Origin of the sequence: Pseudomonas sp. MN1F, assembly GCF_009391885.1 — a bacterium.
Lineage (GTDB): Bacteria > Pseudomonadota > Gammaproteobacteria > Pseudomonadales > Pseudomonadaceae > Aquipseudomonas.
The window spans coordinates 13,201-31,246 of sequence record NZ_VZII01000046.1; the positions used below are offsets into that span (position 1 = coordinate 13,201).

The window sequence follows — 18,046 nt, forward strand, 5'->3', positions numbered from 1 at the left end:
TGATCCACCATCGATACGTTTAACTATCGTCCCGCTCGCGGAGATATTCCTCGAGCAGCTTCTTCTCTTCTCCAGAAAGCGAGCGACTTTCCAGAAGATCGGCGCGTCGTTCGAAGGTCCTACCAAGGGACTGCTTCATCCGCCATCGCCGGATATGTGCATGGTTGCCACTTAGCAACACGTCGGGAACACGCTGATCCGCATACACCTCAGGTCGGGTGTAGTGCGGGCAATCCAGCAGACCGTCGGTGAAAGAGTCTTCCTCCGCCGAGTCCACATGCCCTAAAGCTCCGGGCAGCAGCCGTGTAACCGCATCGATCAGTACCATGGCCGGCAGCTCGCCACCGGAAAGCACATAGTCGCCAATCGACCACTCCTCATCGACATGAGCCTCGATAAAGCGCTCGTCGATGCCTTCATAACGACCGGCGATCAGGATCAACGATTCCTGTTCGGCCAGGCCTTTGACCGCCTGCTGAGTCAGCTTGCGGCCTTGTGGCGAAAGGTAGATCACCTTCGCCGCTGCTCCGGTCGCCTGCCTGGCGCTAACCAGGGCGTCTTCCAGAGGCTTGATTTTCATCACCATGCCCGGACCACCGCCAAACGGCCGATCATCCACGGTATGGTGGCGATCTGTGGTGTAGTCCCGCGGGTTCCAGCAAGTCACCTGAAGCAACCCCTGTTTCACCGCACGGCTGGTAATGCCGTACTCTGTGATGGCCGAGAACATCTCGGGGAACAGCGTGATGACGTCTACGCGAAGGTTACCCATCGTTTAGAAGTCCGCGTCCCACTCAACCCGCATCACGCCTGCTTCCAGGTCGATATCGAGCACGCATTGCGCCGTATAGGGCAACAGACGCTCGCGATCATCCAGGCTGCCTGCGCAGGGCTTGACCACCATTACATCGTTCGCACCGGTCTCCAACAGGTGATCGACCTTGCCGAACAGTTGTTCGTCCTGGTTGATGACCTTCAGACCCACCAACTGGTACCAGTAGTACTCGTCGGCAGCCAGGTTGGGCAAAAGGCTCCGCGCAATGCAGATTTCGTGACCACTCAGAAGACGGGCTTCATCACGATCATCGAGGCCTTTCAGTTTCACGACCAGGCCCTTTTGGGAGCCACGACCGCTGACCAGCTCGACCTGCTTTACCTTGCCTTCGTGCCGAAGCGTCCAGCGTGGATAATCCAACAGGTTTTCAATCGGATCGGTAAAGGAATACACCTTCACCTCGCCGCGAACGCCGTGAACCGAAAAAATCTTGCCAACGACGATAAGGTCGTCAGCCTTTTCTGGCGTCGCGTTCATACTGATTAGGCGGCAGCCTTGGCAGCGTCCTTCAGCAGCTGAGCAACGCGCTCAGACGGCTGTGCGCCCTGGCTCAGCCAGTAGGAAACGCGCTCTTGGTTGACCGACAGCTTGACTTCGGCGCCCGATGCGATCGGGTTGAAGAAGCCTACGCGCTCAACGAAACGGCCGTCACGGGCGTTACGCGAGTTGGTCACGGTCAGGTGGTAGAATGGGCGCTTTTTCGAGCCGCCACGGGCAAGACGAATGGTTACCATGTGAACATTGTTCCTATAGTCGGTGCTGCAAATCTGAATGCCAAATAGGCACACGGGTGCCCAAAAGGCCGCATATTCTCGGGGAATACACGGACATTTGCAAATGCCTTTTTCGGCAGAGCCCTGCCCTACCGTCCAGATTTGCCGGTTAAGCCACGGAATCCGTGGCCGTTGCCCCGCCGCAGCGGGGGTTCCGGGCGCCCGCTCATCTAAAAGCAGGCGCCCAAAATAGGGGTTACAGCTTCGGCATGCCGCCGCCCGGCAGCATCCCGCCCAGGCCGCGCATCATCTTGGCCATGCCGCCCTTGGCAGAGAACTTCTTCATCATCTTCTGCATCTGCTTGTGCTGTTTGATCAGCCGGCCGATGTCCTGCACCTGGGTGCCGGAGCCTAGGGCGATGCGGCGCTTGCGCGAACCGCTGATCAGGTCAGGGTCGCGACGCTCGGCCGGGGTCATCGAGTTGATGATCGCTTCCATCTGCTTGAACTGCTTCTCGGCCGCGCCCTGGGCATTGCCCATCTGCGACAGGTTGACCCCGCCGATGCTCGGCAGCTTGTCCATCAGGCCGCCCAGGCCACCCATGTTCTTCATCTGCTGCAGCTGGTCACGGAAGTCTTCGAGGTCGAAGCCCTTGCCCTTCTTCAGCTTCTTGGCCAGCTTGTCGGCCTTGGCCTTGTCAATGGTCTGTTCGGCCTGCTCGATCAGGCTGAGCACGTCGCCCATGCCGAGGATGCGCGAGGCGACACGGTCCGGGTGGAACGGCTCGAGGGCTTCGGTCTTCTCGCCCATACCGATGAACTTGATCGGCTTGCCAGTGATCGCACGCACCGACAGCGCGGCACCGCCACGGGCGTCACCGTCGACCTTGGTCAGTACCACGCCGGTCAGCGGCAGCGCTTCGCCGAACGCCTTGGCGGTGTTGGCGGCATCCTGGCCGGTCATGGCATCGACCACGAACAGGGTCTCGATCGGCTTGACTGCGGCGTGCAGGGCCTTGATCTCGTCCATCATGTCGGTGTCGATGTGCAGACGACCGGCGGTATCGACGATGACCACGTCGATGAATTTGAGCTTGGCTTCGCGGATTGCAGCTTCGGCGATGGCCACCGGCTTCTGGCTGATATCGGACGGGAAGAAGGTCACGCCGATGTCGTTGGCCAGGGTTTCCAGCTGCTTGATCGCCGCCGGGCGGTAGACGTCGGCCGAAACCACCATCACGCTCTTCTTCTTGCGCTCCTTGAGGAAGCGCGCCAGCTTGCCGGCGGTGGTGGTCTTACCGGCGCCCTGCAGGCCGGCCATCAGCACCACGGCTGGCGGCGCGGCGTTCAGCGCGAGGTCTTCGTTGGCCGCGCCCATCAGGCTTTCCAGCTCGGCCTGGACGATCTTCACGAACGCCTGGCCCGGGGTCAGGCTGCGCGATACCTCGGTGCCGACCGCACGGTCCTTGACGCTGTTGACGAAATCCTTGACCACCGGCAGGGCAACGTCGGCCTCGAGCAGGGCCATGCGCACTTCGCGCAATGTGTCCTTGATGTTGTCTTCAGTCAGCTTGGCCTTGCCGGTGACATGGCGCAGCGTCTGTGACAGGCGGTCGGTCAGGTTTTCGAACATGGTGATCCTTTCAGGCCCAGTAAAAGCCGAGGTTTGTCAGGCACCCGCAGGGGAAATGTACACCCGCCAGGCACAGCAAGGCGGCGATTATAACGAAGTGCGACGGCGGCGCACACCTCGCTGCCGATCGGTCTGGATGGCCGGTGGCGTTCTATGCCAAACTCCGTCTCTTTCAGGGCTCTGCAACCAGGACTTATGGTTTCCTCACCCAGCCTCATCCCCAACCTGATCGCCGCCGGCTTATATATAGCTGCGGCCATCTACCAGGGCACCTACCTGGCCCAGGGCCGCAAGGCCGACAAACGCCTGCTTGGCCTGCTCGGCGCCCTCGCCGTGGTCGCCCAGAGTGGCGCGCTGTTCTTCCAGCTGATCACCCCGCTGGGGCTGAGCCTGGACTTCTTCAGCGCTGCCAGCCTGATCGCCGTGGCGGTCATCACCCTGACGCTGCTGGCCTGCCTGCGTATCCCGGTGGAAAACCTGCTGGTGCTGCTGTTCCCGCTCGGCGCCGTCACCGCCCTGCTGGCGCAGTTCGCCCCACCCGGCACGGTGCCGCTGATCGACGAAGAACCGGGCATCCTCGCGCACATCCTGCTGTCGATCCTGGCCTATGGCCTGTTCACCATCGCGGTGTTCCAGTCGCTGCTGTTGCTGCTGCAGGACCGCCAGCTGAAGAACAAGCACCCGTCCGGGCTGATCCGCAACTTCCCGCCGCTGCAGACCATGGAAAGCCTGCTGTTTGGCTTCCTCTGGGCGGGCTGGTGCCTGCTCTCGCTGTCGCTGATTTCCGGCTGGCTGTTCCTTGAGAACCTCTTTGCCCAGCATCTTGTGCACAAGACGCTGCTGGCGTGTGTGGCCTGGGTGGTGTTCAGCGTGCTGCTGTGGGGGCGCACCCGCCTGGGCTGGCGCGGGCACAAGGCGATCCGCTGGACGCTGGCGGGTTTCTGCCTGCTGATGCTGGCCTATTTCGGCAGCAAGCTGGTTCGCGAATTCATCCTGCATATCTGACGGTCGCCCATGGACACCCTGCCGTACGCACCGCTACTCGGCATTCTGGCACTGGCGCTACTGTGGTCGGCGTTGTTCAGCGCCGTGGATGCCGCCCGCCTGCAGCTCAATGGTTCGCTGCGCAACGGCGATGACGGCCAGCCGCTGCTGCCAGCCCAGGCCCTGGTGCTGTGCGCCAGCCTGGGCAAACTGTTGGTGCTGGGCCTGGCGTGCCTGATCGGCCAACGCCAGAACGGCGAACACGGCTTCTGGCTGGCAGGCCTTGCCGCCGTGGCGGCCTTGCTGGTGTTCGCCGAGTTCCTGCCGCGGCGCCTGGCCCGGCGCAACCCGCAGGCCTTCATCAGCCTTGGCCTGAGCCTGCGCCCGTTTCCCCTCGCCCTGCTGCAACCTTTGGCCTGCCTGTTCGACGGCATCGCCAAGCTGCTGCTGCGACCGTTCCGCGTGCAGCCCACAGCAGTGGCCCTGCACCCGCAGGAAGATGACGACTACGACGAAGACGACGAGCACGAAGTGCCGCGCCACGGCCTGCTTGACGGCCTGCAATCGCTGGACAAGATCACCGTCAACGACATCCTGGTGCCACGCAACGAAGTCGACGGTATCAACCTTGACGACCCCATCGCGCACATCATCGAGCAGCTGATCGTCAGCCGGCACACACGCCTGCCGGTCTATCACAGCGACATCAACCAGGTCGAAGCGATCCTCAACACCAAGCTCATCAGCCACCTGCTGCCCAAGGCCGAGCTGACCCTGGAGCAACTGCTGGGTGCCTGCTACGAACCCTACTTCGTGCCGGAAAGCACCCCCCTGCAGATGCAGTTGCTGAACTTCCACAAGCAACAGCGGCGCCTGGGCGTGGTGGTGGACGAGTATGGTGAGGTGCTGGGCATCGTCACCCTGGAAGACATCCTCGAAGAGATCGTTGGCGAGTTCGAGGACGAACAGAGCCTCGACAACCCGCACGTGCACCCGCAGCCCGATGGTACCTTCGTCATCGAAGGCACCGCCTCGCTACGCGAAATCAACCGTACCCTGGGCTGGCACCTGCCCTGTGATGGCGGCCCGAAAACCCTCAACGGGCTGGTCACCGAAGCACTGGAAAGCATTCCGGAAAGCGCCGTTTGCCTGAAGATCGGCCGCTATCGCCTGGAAATCCTCGAAACAGAGGACAATTGCGCCAGCAAGGTACTGGTGTGGACCGTGACCCGATAGCTATACTCGGGTCACGCTTACCCAGCCCCGCCGTTCCGCCTGCTACCCGCACCCGGCGCCACACGGCCAGTCCGCTCCACTGACACGCCCCGCGGTCCTGCTTCAATACCCCGAACAGTGCCCGCTCCCGCCCCTACCCTCCTCGGGCTAATCGTCAGTTGCGCGAACACAACAACAATACGCTCCGGCGTCCGCAAATCTGTGCCTGCCTTCAACGCCTGCACTGGCCACGGACAATGCATGGAACGGACCAGACTGTCAGGGACCTACTTAATGACAACCAGCACCTATGCCCAAGCGCCTGCCGCACCGGTCAACTCGCCTGCTCGGGTCGCCACTGCCAGTTTCATCGGCACCGCCATCGAGTTCTACGATTTCTACGTCTATGCCACCGCCGCCGCACTGGTGATCGGCCCGGTGTTCTTCCCGTCCGGGTCGGGCACCGCACAGATGCTTGCGGCATTCATCACCTTCGGCATCGCCTTCCTTGCCCGCCCGCTGGGCTCGGCACTGTTCGGCCACTTCGGCGACCGCATCGGGCGCAAGTCGACCCTGGTCGCCTCGCTGCTGCTGATGGGCGTATCGACCACGTTGATCGGCGTGCTGCCCGGCTATGACAGCATCGGCGTGTGGGCACCGATCCTGCTCTGCCTGCTGCGCTTCGGCCAAGGCCTGGGCCTGGGTGGCGAATGGGGCGGTGCAGCGTTGCTGGCCACCGAAAACGCACCGCAGGGCAAACGCGCCTGGTTCGGCATGTTCCCGCAACTTGGCCCTTCAATCGGTTTCCTTGCGGCCAACGGCCTGTTCCTGACCCTGGCCATGCTGCTCAGCGACGAACAGTTCCGCGACTGGGGCTGGCGCATTCCGTTCCTGCTCAGCGCTGCATTGGTGATGGTAGGGCTGTATGTGCGCCTGAAGCTTGAAGAAAGCCCGGTGTTCGCCAAGGCAGTGGCCCGCCACGAACGCGTGAAAATGCCAGTGGTCGACCTGTTCGGCAAATACTGGATGCCAACCCTGCTGGGCGCAGCCGCCATGGTGGTGTGCTATGCGCTGTTCTATATCTCGACGGTGTTTTCGCTGAGCTACGGCGTGACCACGCTGGGCTACAGCCGCGAAACCTTCCTCGGCCTGCTGTGCTTCGCGGTGGTGTTCATGGCGTTGGCCACACCGCTGTCGGCGTGGCTGAGTGACCGTTATGGGCGCAAGCCGGTGCTGATCGTCGGTGGCCTGCTGGCGGTGGCATCGGGCTTTACCATGGAGCCGCTGCTGACCTCGGGTTCGACCACGGGTGTGGCGCTGTTCCTGGCCATCGAGCTGTTCCTGATGGGGGTGACCTTCGCGCCGATGGGGGCGCTGCTGCCTGAGCTGTTCCCGACCCATGTGCGATATACCGGCGCTTCGGCGGCGTACAACCTGGGCGGCATCGTCGGGGCCTCGGCGGCGCCGTTCTTTGCCCAGAAGCTGGTGAGCATGGGTGGGTTGAGCTGGGTAGGTGGCTATGTGTCGGCGGCGGCGGTGATCAGCCTGATTGCCGTGCTGTGCCTGAAAGAAACCCGCAATACCGAGTTGTAAACAATTGGGGCCGCTTTGCGGCCCCCAATCGGATCAGAACTCGACCTTGACCGCCTGCGAAGCACGGGTCGCCTTGGCCCGCGCAGCTTCCACCGACTCGTCACGCGCCAGGCATACGCCCATGCGCCGCGTGCCGTTGATTTCCGGCTTGCCGAACAGGCGAATAGCCGTGTCAGGCTCGCTCAGGGCAGCCCCCAGGTTGGCAAAGCTGGTCTGCTGCGACTGGCCTTCCGGCAGGATCACCGCCGAGGCCGACGGCCCGAACTGGCGCACCACCGGGATCGGCAGGCCGAGAATGGCGCGGGCGTGCAGGGCGAACTGCGACAAATCCTGGGAAATCAGGGTCACTAGGCCAGTGTCATGCGGGCGCGGCGAGACTTCGCTGAACCACACCTGGTCGCCTTTGACGAACAGTTCCACGCCGAACAGACCACGGCCACCCAGTGCATCGGTGACCGCCTTGGCCACGCGCTGGGACTCGGCCAGGGCTTTCGCGCTCATGGCCTGTGGCTGCCAGGATTCCTGGTAGTCGCCCTTCTCCTGACGGTGGCCGACCGGTTCGAGGAAGGTGGTGCCGCCCACATGGCGCACGGTCAGCAGGGTGATTTCGTATTCGAAGTCGATGAAGCCCTCGATGATCACCCGGCCCTTGCCGGCACGGCCGCCTTCCTGGGCGTAGTCCCAGGACTTCTGCAGGTCGGCATCGCTGCGCAGCAGGCTCTGGCCCTTGCCCGAGGAGCTCATCACCGGCTTGACCACGCACGGGTAACCGACGTCGGCCACGGCCTTGGCATAGTCCTCGAAGGTGTCGGCGAAGTGGTACGGCGAGGTTGGCAGGTCCAGCTCTTCGGCGGCCAGGCGGCGGATGCCTTCGCGGTTCATGGTCAGCTGGGTGGCGCGGGCGGTCGGCACCACGTTGAAGCCTTCGTTTTCCAGTTCGACCAGCGTGGCAGTGGCGATCGCTTCGATTTCCGGAACGATATAGTGCGGCTTTTCCGCTTCGATGATCGCCCGCAGGGCAACGCCATCGAGCATGTTGACCACGTGGCTGCGGTGCGCCACCTGCATCGCCGGGGCGTTGGCGTAGCGGTCGACGGCGATCACTTCGACGCCCAGGCGCTGCAGCTCGATCACCACTTCCTTGCCCAGCTCGCCACAGCCGCAGAGCAGTACACGGGTCGCGGTTGGCGACAATGGGGTTCCGATACGGGTCATTTCAGGTCCTCGAAGGCGTCCGGGGCCGCACCAGGCTTGGCACGGCCCGCTGAAAAAGGACCCGTATTCTACACCATCAACCCGCTACAGCGGCCCGCCGCGCACGAAATGCCATGGCCAGCCAGACGGCCGTGACACCGGCGAATTTCGAGGCCATGGCGGTGCCGATCACCGCCGGTGTGAGGGCGCCGATCATGCCGAAGAAGATGAAGGTGTCTACCGGAATGCTCAGCGCCGAGCTCAGCCACAGGCGGTCACGCAGCGGCCGGCGGGTGACGCTGAACACCAGCCAGTCGATCAGCTCGGAGACAAAGAACGCGGTAGCGCTGGCCAGCGCGATGGCCGGCTCCGAGGTGGCGTACGACAGCACCAGGGCCAGCAGCATGGCGATCAGCGCGCCGTGACCATAGCGGGTCTGGACCATGTCGCGCAGGATGAACACCAGGCCGCCCCAGCAGGACCAGATGATGTCCAGGTGCGGGGCGCTGGAGAAGGCGTAGTTGATCAGCACTACGCTACTGATATAGGCAATGAGATAGAACATGGCGAGCGGCCTGTGGGCAAGCCGCACAGATTACTTGATTTTGCGGTCAGTGCCCAATAATCAGGCCGGCTGCCACCGCCCGTTCATGGCACAGCTTCAGCACCGCCCGGCGCTCGGTATTGTCCATCCGCCCCCAGCGGCCGATCTCGGCCACGGTGCGCTGGCAGCCGGTGCAGATATCCTGCTCGTCCAGTGCGCAGATGCTCACACAAGGTGAAGCCACTGGCCGCTCCAGAGCAACTTCACTCATCGTCAACCACCAGCTCCCGCGCGTAACGCTCGGCATTGTGTACATAGTGCGCGGCGCTGGCCTCGAGCATGCGCATCTGCTGTTCGGTCAGCTCGCGCACCACCTTGCCCGGCGAGCCCATCACCAGCGAACCGTCAGGGATTTCCTTGCCTTCCGGGATCAGCGCGTTGGCGCCGATGATGCAGTGCTTGCCGATACGCGCGCCGTTGAGGATGACGGCGTTGATGCCGATCAGGCTGTAGTCGCCAACCGAGCAGCCATGCAGCATGGCGTTGTGGCCAATGGTCACGCCCTTGCCCAGGGTCAGCGGCGAGCCCATGTCGGTGTGCATCACGGTACCGTCCTGGACGTTGCTGTCCTCACCGATGTCGATCAGCTCGTTGTCACCGCGCAGCACTGCACCGAACCACACGCTGGCACGGGCCTGCAGGCGCACTCTGCCAATCAGGGTGGCATTGGGTGCGGCCCAGCTGGTGGGGTGGCATTCGACCCGATGGTCGCCCAGGCGGTATTTCATGTTCGCTCCTCAGCGGTTCACGCAGACGGCGGGATGTGCCCCGCTCAGATTTCGATGTAGCGCTCGGGGGGTTGATGCAGGCTGATACCGGCGTCATACAACAGATTGACCAGCTCGACGATCATGATCGCCGACAGCCCCCAGATCTTGTACTCGCCATAGCGGTAACTGGGCACGTACCAGCTGCGGCCCTGATAATCGATACGGTGGGTATGGTCACGCGGGTCCTGACGGAAGAATTCCAGCGGCACGCTGAAGACTGCCGCGATTTCGGCATCATTGGCGCGGTATTCGACGAAATCCGGGATCAAGCCGACGAACGGGGTCACTTTCAGGCCGTGCAGGGAGATCAGCGGGCTGAGTGGGCCAACTACCTCCACCAGGCCGGGCGGCAGGCCGATTTCTTCCTCGGCTTCGCGTAGCGCGGTAAACACCAGGTCCGGGTCTTCCGGGTCGCGGCGGCCGCCGGGAAAGGCGACTTCGCCGCCGTGGGTCGACAGCCCCTTGGCACGCAGAGTCAAGACCAGCTCAGGCGCTTCGCTGCGGGTAATGGGCAAAAGTACCGCCGCCTCGGGGAACCGTCGGTCGGTTTCCAGTGAAGCGGGTTGGTGGTTGCTCATTCGGCGAAGTAGCTCGTCCAGCATTGCGCACTCTCGTTTCCAAGGCCTGCCTTGCATGATGCACCAAAGCCGCGAAGCACCCAAGCCCCGTGCGCTTGCGGCAACCCTGCCAGGCGCGCCAAGATAACCCGATCAATAGGGAAGACAGCATGAAATTTTGCAGCGCGTGCGGCCAGCCGGTCATTCAGCGGATCCCCGAGGGCGACAGCCGCCTGCGGTTCGTCTGCGAGTATTGCCAGACCATCCACTACCAGAACCCCAACATCGTCGCCGGCGTGCTGCCCACCTGGGGTAGCCAGGTGCTGCTGTGCCGCCGCGCCATCGAGCCGCGCCGCGGCTTCTGGACGCTACCGGCGGGCTTCATGGAAAACGGCGAGACCCTCGACCAGGCCGCCCGTCGCGAAACGGTCGAGGAAGCCTGTGCCCAGGTCGGCGACATGGCCCTGTACCAGCTGTTCGACCTGCCGCACATCAACCAGGTGCATGTGTTCTTCCGTGCCGAGCTGGCCGACCTGGCTTTCGCCGTCGGCGTCGAAAGCCTGGAGGTGCGATTGTTCGAGGAACACGAAATACCGTGGGGTGAGCTGGCTTTCCGCACCGTCACTCGCACACTAGAATGCTATTATCGCGACCGCATCAGGCAGCACTACCCGATAGGCCATGAATACCTGCCTCCGATGACTGTTTCGCCCACCACTTAAGCTCGCAGGTACTGCTTCATGCGTTGGTTGTTCGCCCTTTTCTGCCTTTGCGTTACCACGGTGTCCCAGGCGGCCTTCACCGAAGTCATCATTCGCAAGCCTCAACCGCCCGCGCCGGCCCAGTCGCAATCCCAGGCGGCCATGCAGCCGCTGATCGACAAGGTGCTGGTGATCAAGTCCGAACGGCGCCTGCAGCTGATCAGCCGCGGCGAGCCGCTGAAGACCTACCGCATATCACTGGGCAAGCAGCCCAAGGGCGCCAAGGAACGCGAAGGCGACAAGAAGACCCCGGAAGGCCTGTACTGGCTGGACTGGCGCAAGGAAAGCGACCGCTTCAACCTGGCCATGCACATCACCTACCCGAACATCAGCGACGCCGCCCGCGCCACCCGCGAAGGCTGGAGCGCCGGCAGCATGATCATGATCCACGGTACGCCGGTCGACGATAACTACCCCGAGTGGTACTTCCACACCCTCGACTGGACCGATGGCTGCATCGCCATGCGCAACCGCGACATGCAGGAAGTGTGGGACCTGGTCCGCGATGGCACCCTGATCGAGATTCGTCCTTGATAGTCCTACATTCAGATTGAGCCTGTAGGACCTTTCATACTTCAGATGCACACCTTCCCTACGCCCTGCAGAGGCCGGGGACTGCATCCAACCGACAGCATTAATTTTTAGCATCCACGCAAACGAGTACGTAACCCGTACGCCAATTGCGAGGGTGCTTCATGCCAGGCCCACTCCGTCACTCCGCCAGCAGGCTGCTCGCCGGTTGCCTGGCTGGCATGCTGATCTCCCACACGGTCCTAGCTGACGACCCCGCCAGCCTGCAACTGCGCGACCAGCAACAATCACTGCGGCAATTCGAACAGCAACAGCGGCTCAAGCGCTGGCAACAGCCGCCCTTGCCTGAAGGAGACGAGCAGGCCCCGGCCCTGCCGACCGACAGCCAGTGCTGGGCCGTGTCCGGCCTGCGCATCATGGGCAACCGCCAACTTGCGGATCAGGCACTCAAGCCCGCTCTGCGCGAGCGGTTTCTGCCCTGCATGGGCATCGATGACATCAATAGCCTGCTCCGGGGCATCACCCAGCTGTATGTCAGCGCGGGATTTCCGACCAGCCGTCCCTACCTGCGCCAACAACCTCGGGATGGTGCGCCACTGGACATCGTCATCGTCGAAGGCTTTGTCGAATCCATCGAGCTCGACGCCCCCGAGCTGCCATTGTTTTTGCCCGGCGCCTTCCCTGGCGTGCTAGGCGAGCCCCTTTACCTACCCGCCCTTGAGCAGGGCCTGGACCAACTCAATCGCCTGCGCGCCTATGACGTGGGCATGGACCTGCTGCCCGGCGAACTGCAGGGCGGTACCCGGGTTGTGCTGCAACCGCGCAAGATCGGCTCGCGCTGGCACCTGGACAGCCGCCTCGACAACCGCGGCAGTGAGCTGACCGGCCGCCACCGGCTTAACCTGGGCTTGGGTCTGGACAGCCCGATGGGGCTCAATGACGACCTGCGCGTGTCATTGCTCTCCAGCGTGTTCCACGCCCCGGGCCAGGTGCAAGGCATCACGTTGTACTACAGCGTCCCCTACGGCCCCTGGACCTTTGCCCTCAACGCCAGCCAACTGACCTACGACGCACCGCTGCCGCACAGTCGGCAGACCAGCGACGGCAGCAGCAGCTATCAGGGCCTGAGCATCGAGCGGATGCTGTGGCGCAACCAGCAAGGCATGCTCAGCGCCAGCGCACGGCTGGACCGCAAGCAGCTGGTCAACCGCAGCGCGGGTGCCGTCATCAACCAGCAGAGCCCGACACTTACCAGCATTGAGGCTGGCATCAACCTGCTGTGGCTCGAAGGCGGGTTATGGAATGGGTATGTGGGCGTTGCCCAAGGCCTGGACTGGTTCGCTGCCGACGAGTCGCCATTGGGTGCGGAACGCCTACGCCCGGATTTTCGCAAGTATCGCGCCAACCTGCTGCATCTGCGCCAGGGGCCGCCTGAAACACCTTGGCGCTGGCAAAGCGAGCTGGCCTTGCAGTACAGCGAACACGCGTTGCCTGCCGTCGAGCAATTACTGGTCAGCGACGACTCGACGGTACGCGGCTTTCGCCTGCGCACCTACTCCGGCGCCAGCGGCGCGGCCTGGCGCAATACCTTCAGCCAGGCCCTGCCAGCGGACTGGACCCACCCCCTGCAGATACGCCCTTACCTTGGCCTGGATGTGGGCTGGGCCCGGTCAGCCACTGGCAAACCCTCACAACGCCTGGCAGGCGCAGCCGCCGGCATCGAACTGAGCCAGCCGAACGCCCGGCTGCGCCTCGACTACCAACGCGCCCTCTACACCAGCGACCTGCCCCGCTCCCGCCTGGAGCCCGGCTTCTGGGTACTGGAGTGCACCTTGAGCATTTGATTCACCCACAACAAAGAGAACGAGAACATGCAGATACTCTCGCCGTTACCGTCTACCCGCCCGGACACCTTGCGCTGGGCCATCTTCCTCGCCCTGCTCGGCCCCACCAGCGCCCTGGCGCAGGGTGGGCTGGAGGCCGCCAGCGGCCCGGCAGGCACCCCCATCATCAACAACGATCATGGCGTACCGGTGATCGACATCGTCCCACCCAACGCCAGTGGCCTGTCGCATAACCAGTTCCTCGACTACAACGTCGCCCGCCCCGGCGTGGTGCTGAACAACGCCCTGCAGGCGGGCCAGTCGCAACTGGCTGGCGCCCTGGCCGCCAACCCGCAGTTCCAGGGCCAGGCAGCATCGACCATTCTCAACGAGGTGGTCAGCCGCAACGCCTCGCTGATCGAGGGCCCGCAGGAGATCTTCGGCCGCCCTGCCGACTACATCCTCGCCAACCCCAATGGCATTACCCTCAATGGCGGCAGTTTCATTAATACCACCCGCGCCGGGTTCGTGGTCGGCACACCTGAATTGCAGGATGAACAGCTGCGCAATTTCAACACACTGAATGCCAGTGGCACGTTGCAGGTGCTTCAGGGCGGTCAAAGCAATGCCGAAGGTGCGCTTGATCTGATTGCACCCAAGGTGGACCAGAAAGGATTGCTCAAGGCCAAAGGCAACCTTGACGTAATCGTCGGCCGCAATCGCATCGCTCATGCCGATGGCCAGATCCTCGAACACCTGCCGGGCACCCCGTCGAGCATCGACGCCAAGCTGTTCGGCGCCATGCGCGCCGGGCGCATTCGCGTGGTGAGTACTGCCGAAGGTGCGGGCGTGCGCATGGGGCCGGTCGAATTCAAGGCAGATGACGGTATCGACGTTCAATCGGCCGGCACCCTGACGATCAGTGGCTCAGGCGAGCAATACGCCACGCTCAACACCAAGCACGGCGCGCTGCGCCTTGGCGCCGCTGACGACCTTACGCTGCACAGTGTCGATGGCCAGGCCGAGCGAATCGAGGTCAAGGCCGGGAACAAACTGACCCTGGATGGCGAGACCCGTCGGGCGCTCAGCAAAGACAAGGACAACTGGCGCAAGAAAACCCTGTTCATCACCCATGAAACCTATGACAGTGAGCGCACCACCACGCAGACCAATCAGCAAGGCACGCGCCTGCTGGGGCGGGACAGTGTACTGCTGGAGTCCGGTGGCGACATGCACCTGGTGGCCGCCGATATCAATGTGCTGGAAGAACTGACCCTCGCCAGCGGCGGCGACCTGGACATCGCAGGCGGCCTGGACAGCGAGCGCATCGAAGAAACCATTCGCCACCGCAAGCATCTGTGGAGGGGGGATCGCGATACCGAGCAGTTCAAGGAAACGGCCAAACCCAGCGAGTTGAACGCCAATCACATGACGCTGAAGGCAAGCAATACCGTCAAGGTACGCGGCAGCACATTGCAAAGCCGCAGCGACATGGCCATCAACGGCAAGCAGGTAGAAGTCGGCACCCTGGCGCTGCAAGACAGCAACACAGAAAGCGGCTACCGCGGCGACCTGGTGTCCGGGACATTCTTCGCTGACCGCAAAGGTAATGACACTCAAGGCCAGACCGTCGCTGGCAGCCGGGTTATCGCAGGCGGCAAGCTGGATGTGATTGCCGACCAGGTGACCATCAAAGGTAGCACGGTCACCGGCACCTTGGACGCGGTGCTCTACAGCCAAAAAGGCCAACTGATCATAGAGGAGGACCACGCTAGCAGCACCTCGACCGATCATGACAGCAGTAGCCAGGTGTTCGGCCTGTTCGGAAACGATGACAAACGCACCACCCAGAAAGATCAGGTACTGATCAGCGATGTGTCCTCCAATAGCAATCTGCGCCTGGCCAGTGCCGAAGAGCTGCGTATTCAGGGCGCCAAGGTCGAGGCGGGCCAGCACCTGCAAGTGGAAGCCAAGGGCGATGTGCTGATCGGCAGCGCACAAGCGGTCAACGAAAGCGAAAGCCGCGACCAGCAACGGGGTTTGACTGCCAGTGCCCGGCAAACCCAGGCAGCCGAAGACGGCAAGCCGGAGTCGCGCCAGTATGCGGCGGGCGTGGCTTATGAAGTGACCACCGGCACCGAAAAAGTGCGCGACACCACGCAGGTCACCAGCGAACTGAAGGGGGCTACGGTTGGCCTGAAAAGCGAGGGGCACCTGCAAGTCAACGGTTCCAAGGTTCAGGCCGGTGCCGGCGACCTCGATGTGCAGGCCAGGCAAGTGACGCTGGGCGCCACTCGCAATGAGCGCGAGTCGACCACCAGCACAAGCCAGAGCGGCGGCGGTCTGACCGTTACCGGCGGCATCGACCGCCTGGGCAGCCTGTTCGAAGGCCATCACAACAGCACCGTGGTGACCGAGCGCGACAGCAAAGCCCAACGCAGCGAACTGCAGGCCAGCGGCAACGTGAAAGTCGATGCTGACGAACTGGTGACCGAAGCCGCACGCGTCACTGCCGGGAATACCCTCAACGTCAGCGCCAAGCGCATCGACAACCGTGCGGTTCTGGATACCCATGATCGGGAAGAACTCCGCAACGAATGGTCCGGCAGCCTCGGCGCCAGCGTCGAGTACCGCGACCTGACCCGGCCGATCGAACGGCTGGTGCTGGGCGAAGAAGCCGCGCGCTTCCAGCAGGCATCCCCCGAAGACGCCATGGTGGCCCCCAGCGTCGGTGCCGACATGACCGTCGAGCACCTTAAACGCCTGGAAAACCAGCGCCGTGGCATTGCCCAGGTGAGTGAGCTGTCGGGTGCGAAAGTCGCGGTCAAGGCCGACACCCTCGACGACCAGGGTACCGCCTGGCGTGCCAATGCCGGCCAACTGCAGATCGAGGCTCAGACGCACACGATGCGAACCGCCGAAAACACCCAGGAGGACAGCGTGCAGCGCCTGGCCTTTGGTGGAGACCTGCGCATCGACACCAGCTCCGGCAGTGACCTGAATGCCCGCGGCGCGGGCAAGGGTGGCTCGCTGGACAAGCAGACAATGGCCAGCACCACAGTGCCCGGCAGCCTTTATGGGCAACAGGGCATTCAGGTTCAGCTGGGTAGCGATGGTCAATATGAGGGCACACGCATCGAGGGTGGCGAAGGTGAGGTGGTCATTCACAGTGAAGGCAACCTGTCGCTGCCCCAGGCCAACGACCGCACCGAGGAGTTGACCCGTCAGCTTGACGGCAATGCTTGGGCCAAGGTCGGCAACCGCCCTGGCAGCACCGGCCTCGATGGCCGTGGTTACCTTGACCACGCGCAGCTGCAAACCGTGCAAACCAAGGCGCACGTCGCACAGATCGACGCAAAGGGTGAAGTCCGCCTGAGCAGCGCGGGTGATCTGTCGCTGGAAGGCACCCGCATCGGCAGTCGCGAAGCCAAGGTGGGCGATATTCGCCTGCACAGCGATGGCCTGCTGCAGGTCAAGGCAGGCAATGACACCCAGCAAGCCCATGGCGGCAAACTCGGTGGTGGCATGGAGCTGGCAGCCACGATGGGTGAGACCAAAGGCGGCGGCATCGGTGGCCATTTCACCCATGGCACGCAGGGTGAAAACGCCCGTCAGGCCGTCGATGCCCAGTTCGCCAGTGCCGGCAAGCTGACCCTCGGCAGCGCTGCTCGCGAGGACATTGCCCTGCACCTGGAGGGTCTGCAGGCATCCGCCGAGCAAATCGAGCTCAACGCGTCCAGTGGCGGCATGCTGATCGAGGCTTCCTCCAATCAGGAGCAGCGCAACAATCTCGAGATCAGCGCCGGTGCCGGTTTCAACATGAGCGCAGGCGCCACCGACACCCGTGGCCTGCATGGCCGGGCCAAGGTCGAGCTGGACAAGCGCGACAACCAGACCTGGAATGCCAGTAACCTGCGCGCCGAAACCATCGACCTGCAAAGCCGTGGTGATACCCGCATCGAAGGCGCCAGCCTGGAAGCCGGGCGCATCACCGGCGCGATCGATGGCGACCTGCGCATCGCCAGCCGCAAGGACAGCGTCGACACCCTGACGGTGAAGGGCGATGCACGCCTGAGCCAGGAGAAGAACCCGCAAGGTTACGTCAACGCCGCCACCTCGCTGGCCGGGCCACTGGGTGGCACGGTCCAGGAAAAGGCCGGCTCGGCCTTGAGCAAGGCTGACCCGGGCTTCTCACCGACCTTCAGCCTTGATGTGTCGCACGTGCAGCGCGACAGCGTGGGCCAGCAGGCGGTGCTCAAGGGCAGTGACGGTGTCGAGTTGACGGTGGGTGGTGATGCCCAGCTGGTTGGCGCACGGCTGCAATCGGCCAAGGGTGCAGTCGCGCTTGATGCCAGCTCGGTGAGCCGGGAAACCCTGAGTGGCAATGATTACCGTCGGGATGTGTCGGTCGATGCGTCCAATTCGCCGGTGGACCTGGGTACGGCGATTGCCGACTTGGCCAAGGGCAAAGGCGCGGCGGATGGCGAGAATGCGCTGGACCTGGGGTTGTTGAGGACCAGTGGGCATAGTCGCAGTGAACAGTGGGTTTCCAGCGTGCAGGGGGGTAAGGCGGAGTAAGGGGTTAGGCGCGGATGTGCCTGCCTTGGGAGGTTCAGCGCCTGTCAGATCGAGCGCCGCCCGCGCGGCGCATCGCGAGCTTTGCTCGCTCCTACGTTTGTTTCGGGCCAGTTATTCCTGGGGGATTTGCGCGCGTACGCTTTGGCGCATGGCTCGATATCGCGTCGTACAAGGGAGGGTGTCAGAAATTTTGTGTTCGGGCATAACATGAGTAAGAGGTGCATGTATGCCAACCAAAAAGAAACCCTTGCGTGA

General features: G+C 63.2%; 15 protein-coding genes and 1 pseudogene. 7 read left to right on the forward strand and 9 right to left on the reverse strand.

Features of this window, described 5'->3' with window-relative positions:
• Positions 1 to 19: 19 nt before the first annotated feature.
• From trmD to ffh, 4 genes are all read right to left on the reverse strand, one after another.
• Positions 20 to 772, reverse strand: a complete 753-nt coding sequence (trmD, locus tag F6X59_RS22215; protein ID WP_003252146.1) for a tRNA (guanosine(37)-N1)-methyltransferase TrmD — start codon at positions 770 to 772, stop codon at positions 20 to 22.
• 3 nt (positions 773 to 775) lie between these two features.
• Positions 776 to 1,312 (reverse strand): ribosome maturation factor RimM, encoded by a 537-nt coding sequence (rimM, locus tag F6X59_RS22220; RefSeq protein ID WP_054887025.1) that lies wholly within the window; start codon positions 1,310 to 1,312, stop codon positions 776 to 778.
• Positions 1,313 to 1,317: 5 nt separating this feature from the next.
• A complete protein-coding gene (gene rpsP, locus F6X59_RS22225; RefSeq protein ID WP_027920106.1) occupies positions 1,318 to 1,569 on the reverse strand; it encodes a 30S ribosomal protein S16 in 252 nt (83 codons plus the stop codon).
• Positions 1,570 to 1,804: 235 nt separating this feature from the next.
• Positions 1,805 to 3,181, reverse strand: a complete 1,377-nt coding sequence (gene ffh / locus F6X59_RS22230) for a signal recognition particle protein (protein WP_152958147.1) — start codon at positions 3,179 to 3,181, stop codon at positions 1,805 to 1,807.
• Positions 3,182 to 3,376: 195 nt separating this feature from the next.
• Here ffh and F6X59_RS22235 point away from each other — a divergent pair, with 195 nt between their 5' ends.
• From F6X59_RS22235 to F6X59_RS22245, 3 genes are all read left to right on the forward strand, one after another.
• A complete protein-coding gene (locus F6X59_RS22235; protein WP_152958148.1) occupies positions 3,377 to 4,186 on the forward strand; it encodes an inner membrane protein YpjD in 810 nt (269 codons plus the stop codon).
• Between the two features lie 9 nt (positions 4,187 to 4,195).
• Positions 4,196 to 5,401 carry a transporter associated domain-containing protein gene (locus F6X59_RS22240; RefSeq protein ID WP_152958149.1) on the forward strand — a complete coding sequence of 402 codons (1,206 nt, stop codon included), beginning with the start codon at positions 4,196 to 4,198 and terminating at the stop codon, positions 5,399 to 5,401.
• A 273-nt stretch (positions 5,402 to 5,674) separates the two neighbouring features.
• Positions 5,675 to 6,973 carry an MFS transporter gene (locus tag F6X59_RS22245; protein ID WP_152958150.1) on the forward strand — a complete coding sequence of 433 codons (1,299 nt, stop codon included), beginning with the start codon at positions 5,675 to 5,677 and terminating at the stop codon, positions 6,971 to 6,973.
• A 33-nt stretch (positions 6,974 to 7,006) separates the two neighbouring features.
• Here the strand turns inward: F6X59_RS22245 and purT are convergent, their stop codons facing one another.
• The 5 genes from purT to F6X59_RS22270 all read right to left on the reverse strand — a co-directional run bounded on the left by purT (position 7,007) and on the right by F6X59_RS22270 (position 10,143).
• A complete protein-coding gene (gene purT, locus F6X59_RS22250) occupies positions 7,007 to 8,188 on the reverse strand; it encodes a formate-dependent phosphoribosylglycinamide formyltransferase (protein ID WP_103445466.1) in 1,182 nt (393 codons plus the stop codon).
• Positions 8,189 to 8,264: 76 nt separating this feature from the next.
• The gene (locus F6X59_RS22255; protein WP_152958151.1) at positions 8,265 to 8,732 is read right to left on the reverse strand and encodes a VUT family protein; all 468 of its coding nucleotides are present in this window, start codon (positions 8,730 to 8,732) and stop codon (positions 8,265 to 8,267) included.
• Between the two features lie 46 nt (positions 8,733 to 8,778).
• Entirely contained in the window at positions 8,779 to 8,982 is a 204-nt protein-coding gene (locus F6X59_RS22260) for a DUF1289 domain-containing protein (protein WP_152958152.1), read from the reverse strand.
• Positions 8,975 to 9,499: a gamma carbonic anhydrase family protein gene (locus F6X59_RS22265; protein WP_152958153.1), complete on the reverse strand. Its 525-nt coding sequence runs from the start codon at positions 9,497 to 9,499 to the stop codon at positions 8,975 to 8,977. Before F6X59_RS22265 ends, F6X59_RS22260 begins: the two co-directional genes overlap by 8 nt.
• A gap of 44 nt (positions 9,500 to 9,543) precedes the next feature.
• Entirely contained in the window at positions 9,544 to 10,143 is a 600-nt protein-coding gene (locus F6X59_RS22270; RefSeq protein ID WP_110637286.1) for a CoA pyrophosphatase, read from the reverse strand.
• Between the two features lie 125 nt (positions 10,144 to 10,268).
• Here F6X59_RS22270 and F6X59_RS22275 point away from each other — a divergent pair, with 125 nt between their 5' ends.
• The 4 genes and pseudogenes from F6X59_RS22275 (at position 10,269) to F6X59_RS22290 (ending at position 17,791) form a co-directional block, all read left to right on the forward strand.
• Entirely contained in the window at positions 10,269 to 10,820 is a 552-nt protein-coding gene (locus tag F6X59_RS22275; RefSeq protein ID WP_152958154.1) for an NUDIX hydrolase, read from the forward strand.
• A 153-nt stretch (positions 10,821 to 10,973) separates the two neighbouring features.
• Positions 10,974 to 11,393: pseudogene (locus tag F6X59_RS22280) on the forward strand (murein L,D-transpeptidase family protein); the annotation flags it as partial.
• A 161-nt stretch (positions 11,394 to 11,554) separates the two neighbouring features.
• Positions 11,555 to 13,234, forward strand: coding sequence for a ShlB/FhaC/HecB family hemolysin secretion/activation protein (locus F6X59_RS22285; protein WP_152958156.1), 1,680 nt, complete (start codon positions 11,555 to 11,557; stop codon positions 13,232 to 13,234).
• Positions 13,235 to 13,261: 27 nt separating this feature from the next.
• Positions 13,262 to 17,791: a hemagglutinin repeat-containing protein gene (locus tag F6X59_RS22290; protein WP_152958157.1), complete on the forward strand. Its 4,530-nt coding sequence runs from the start codon at positions 13,262 to 13,264 to the stop codon at positions 17,789 to 17,791.
• The last annotated feature ends 255 nt before the right edge of the window (positions 17,792 to 18,046 follow it).

Excerpts from the sequence above, each read along its gene's own strand:
- trmD (WP_003252146.1), bottom strand. The coding sequence starts at position 772 with ATGGGTAACCTTCGCGTAGACGTCATCACGCTGTTCCCCGAGATGTTC.
- rimM (WP_054887025.1), bottom strand. The coding sequence starts at position 1,312 with ATGAACGCGACGCCAGAAAAGGCTGACGACCTTATCGTCGTTGGCAAG.
- rpsP (WP_027920106.1), bottom strand. The coding sequence starts at position 1,569 with ATGGTAACCATTCGTCTTGCCCGTGGCGGCTCGAAAAAGCGCCCATTC.
- ffh (WP_152958147.1), bottom strand. The coding sequence starts at position 3,181 with ATGTTCGAAAACCTGACCGACCGCCTGTCACAGACGCTGCGCCATGTC.
- F6X59_RS22235 (WP_152958148.1), top strand. The coding sequence starts at position 3,377 with ATGGTTTCCTCACCCAGCCTCATCCCCAACCTGATCGCCGCCGGCTTA.
- F6X59_RS22240 (WP_152958149.1), top strand. The coding sequence starts at position 4,196 with ATGGACACCCTGCCGTACGCACCGCTACTCGGCATTCTGGCACTGGCG.
- F6X59_RS22245 (WP_152958150.1), top strand. The coding sequence starts at position 5,675 with ATGACAACCAGCACCTATGCCCAAGCGCCTGCCGCACCGGTCAACTCG.
- purT (WP_103445466.1), bottom strand. The coding sequence starts at position 8,188 with ATGACCCGTATCGGAACCCCATTGTCGCCAACCGCGACCCGTGTACTG.
- F6X59_RS22255 (WP_152958151.1), bottom strand. The coding sequence starts at position 8,732 with ATGTTCTATCTCATTGCCTATATCAGTAGCGTAGTGCTGATCAACTAC.
- F6X59_RS22260 (WP_152958152.1), bottom strand. The coding sequence starts at position 8,982 with ATGAGTGAAGTTGCTCTGGAGCGGCCAGTGGCTTCACCTTGTGTGAGC.
- F6X59_RS22265 (WP_152958153.1), bottom strand. The coding sequence starts at position 9,499 with ATGAAATACCGCCTGGGCGACCATCGGGTCGAATGCCACCCCACCAGC.
- F6X59_RS22270 (WP_110637286.1), bottom strand. The coding sequence starts at position 10,143 with ATGCTGGACGAGCTACTTCGCCGAATGAGCAACCACCAACCCGCTTCA.
- F6X59_RS22275 (WP_152958154.1), top strand. The coding sequence starts at position 10,269 with ATGAAATTTTGCAGCGCGTGCGGCCAGCCGGTCATTCAGCGGATCCCC.
- F6X59_RS22285 (WP_152958156.1), top strand. The coding sequence starts at position 11,555 with ATGCCAGGCCCACTCCGTCACTCCGCCAGCAGGCTGCTCGCCGGTTGC.
- F6X59_RS22290 (WP_152958157.1), top strand. The coding sequence starts at position 13,262 with ATGCAGATACTCTCGCCGTTACCGTCTACCCGCCCGGACACCTTGCGC.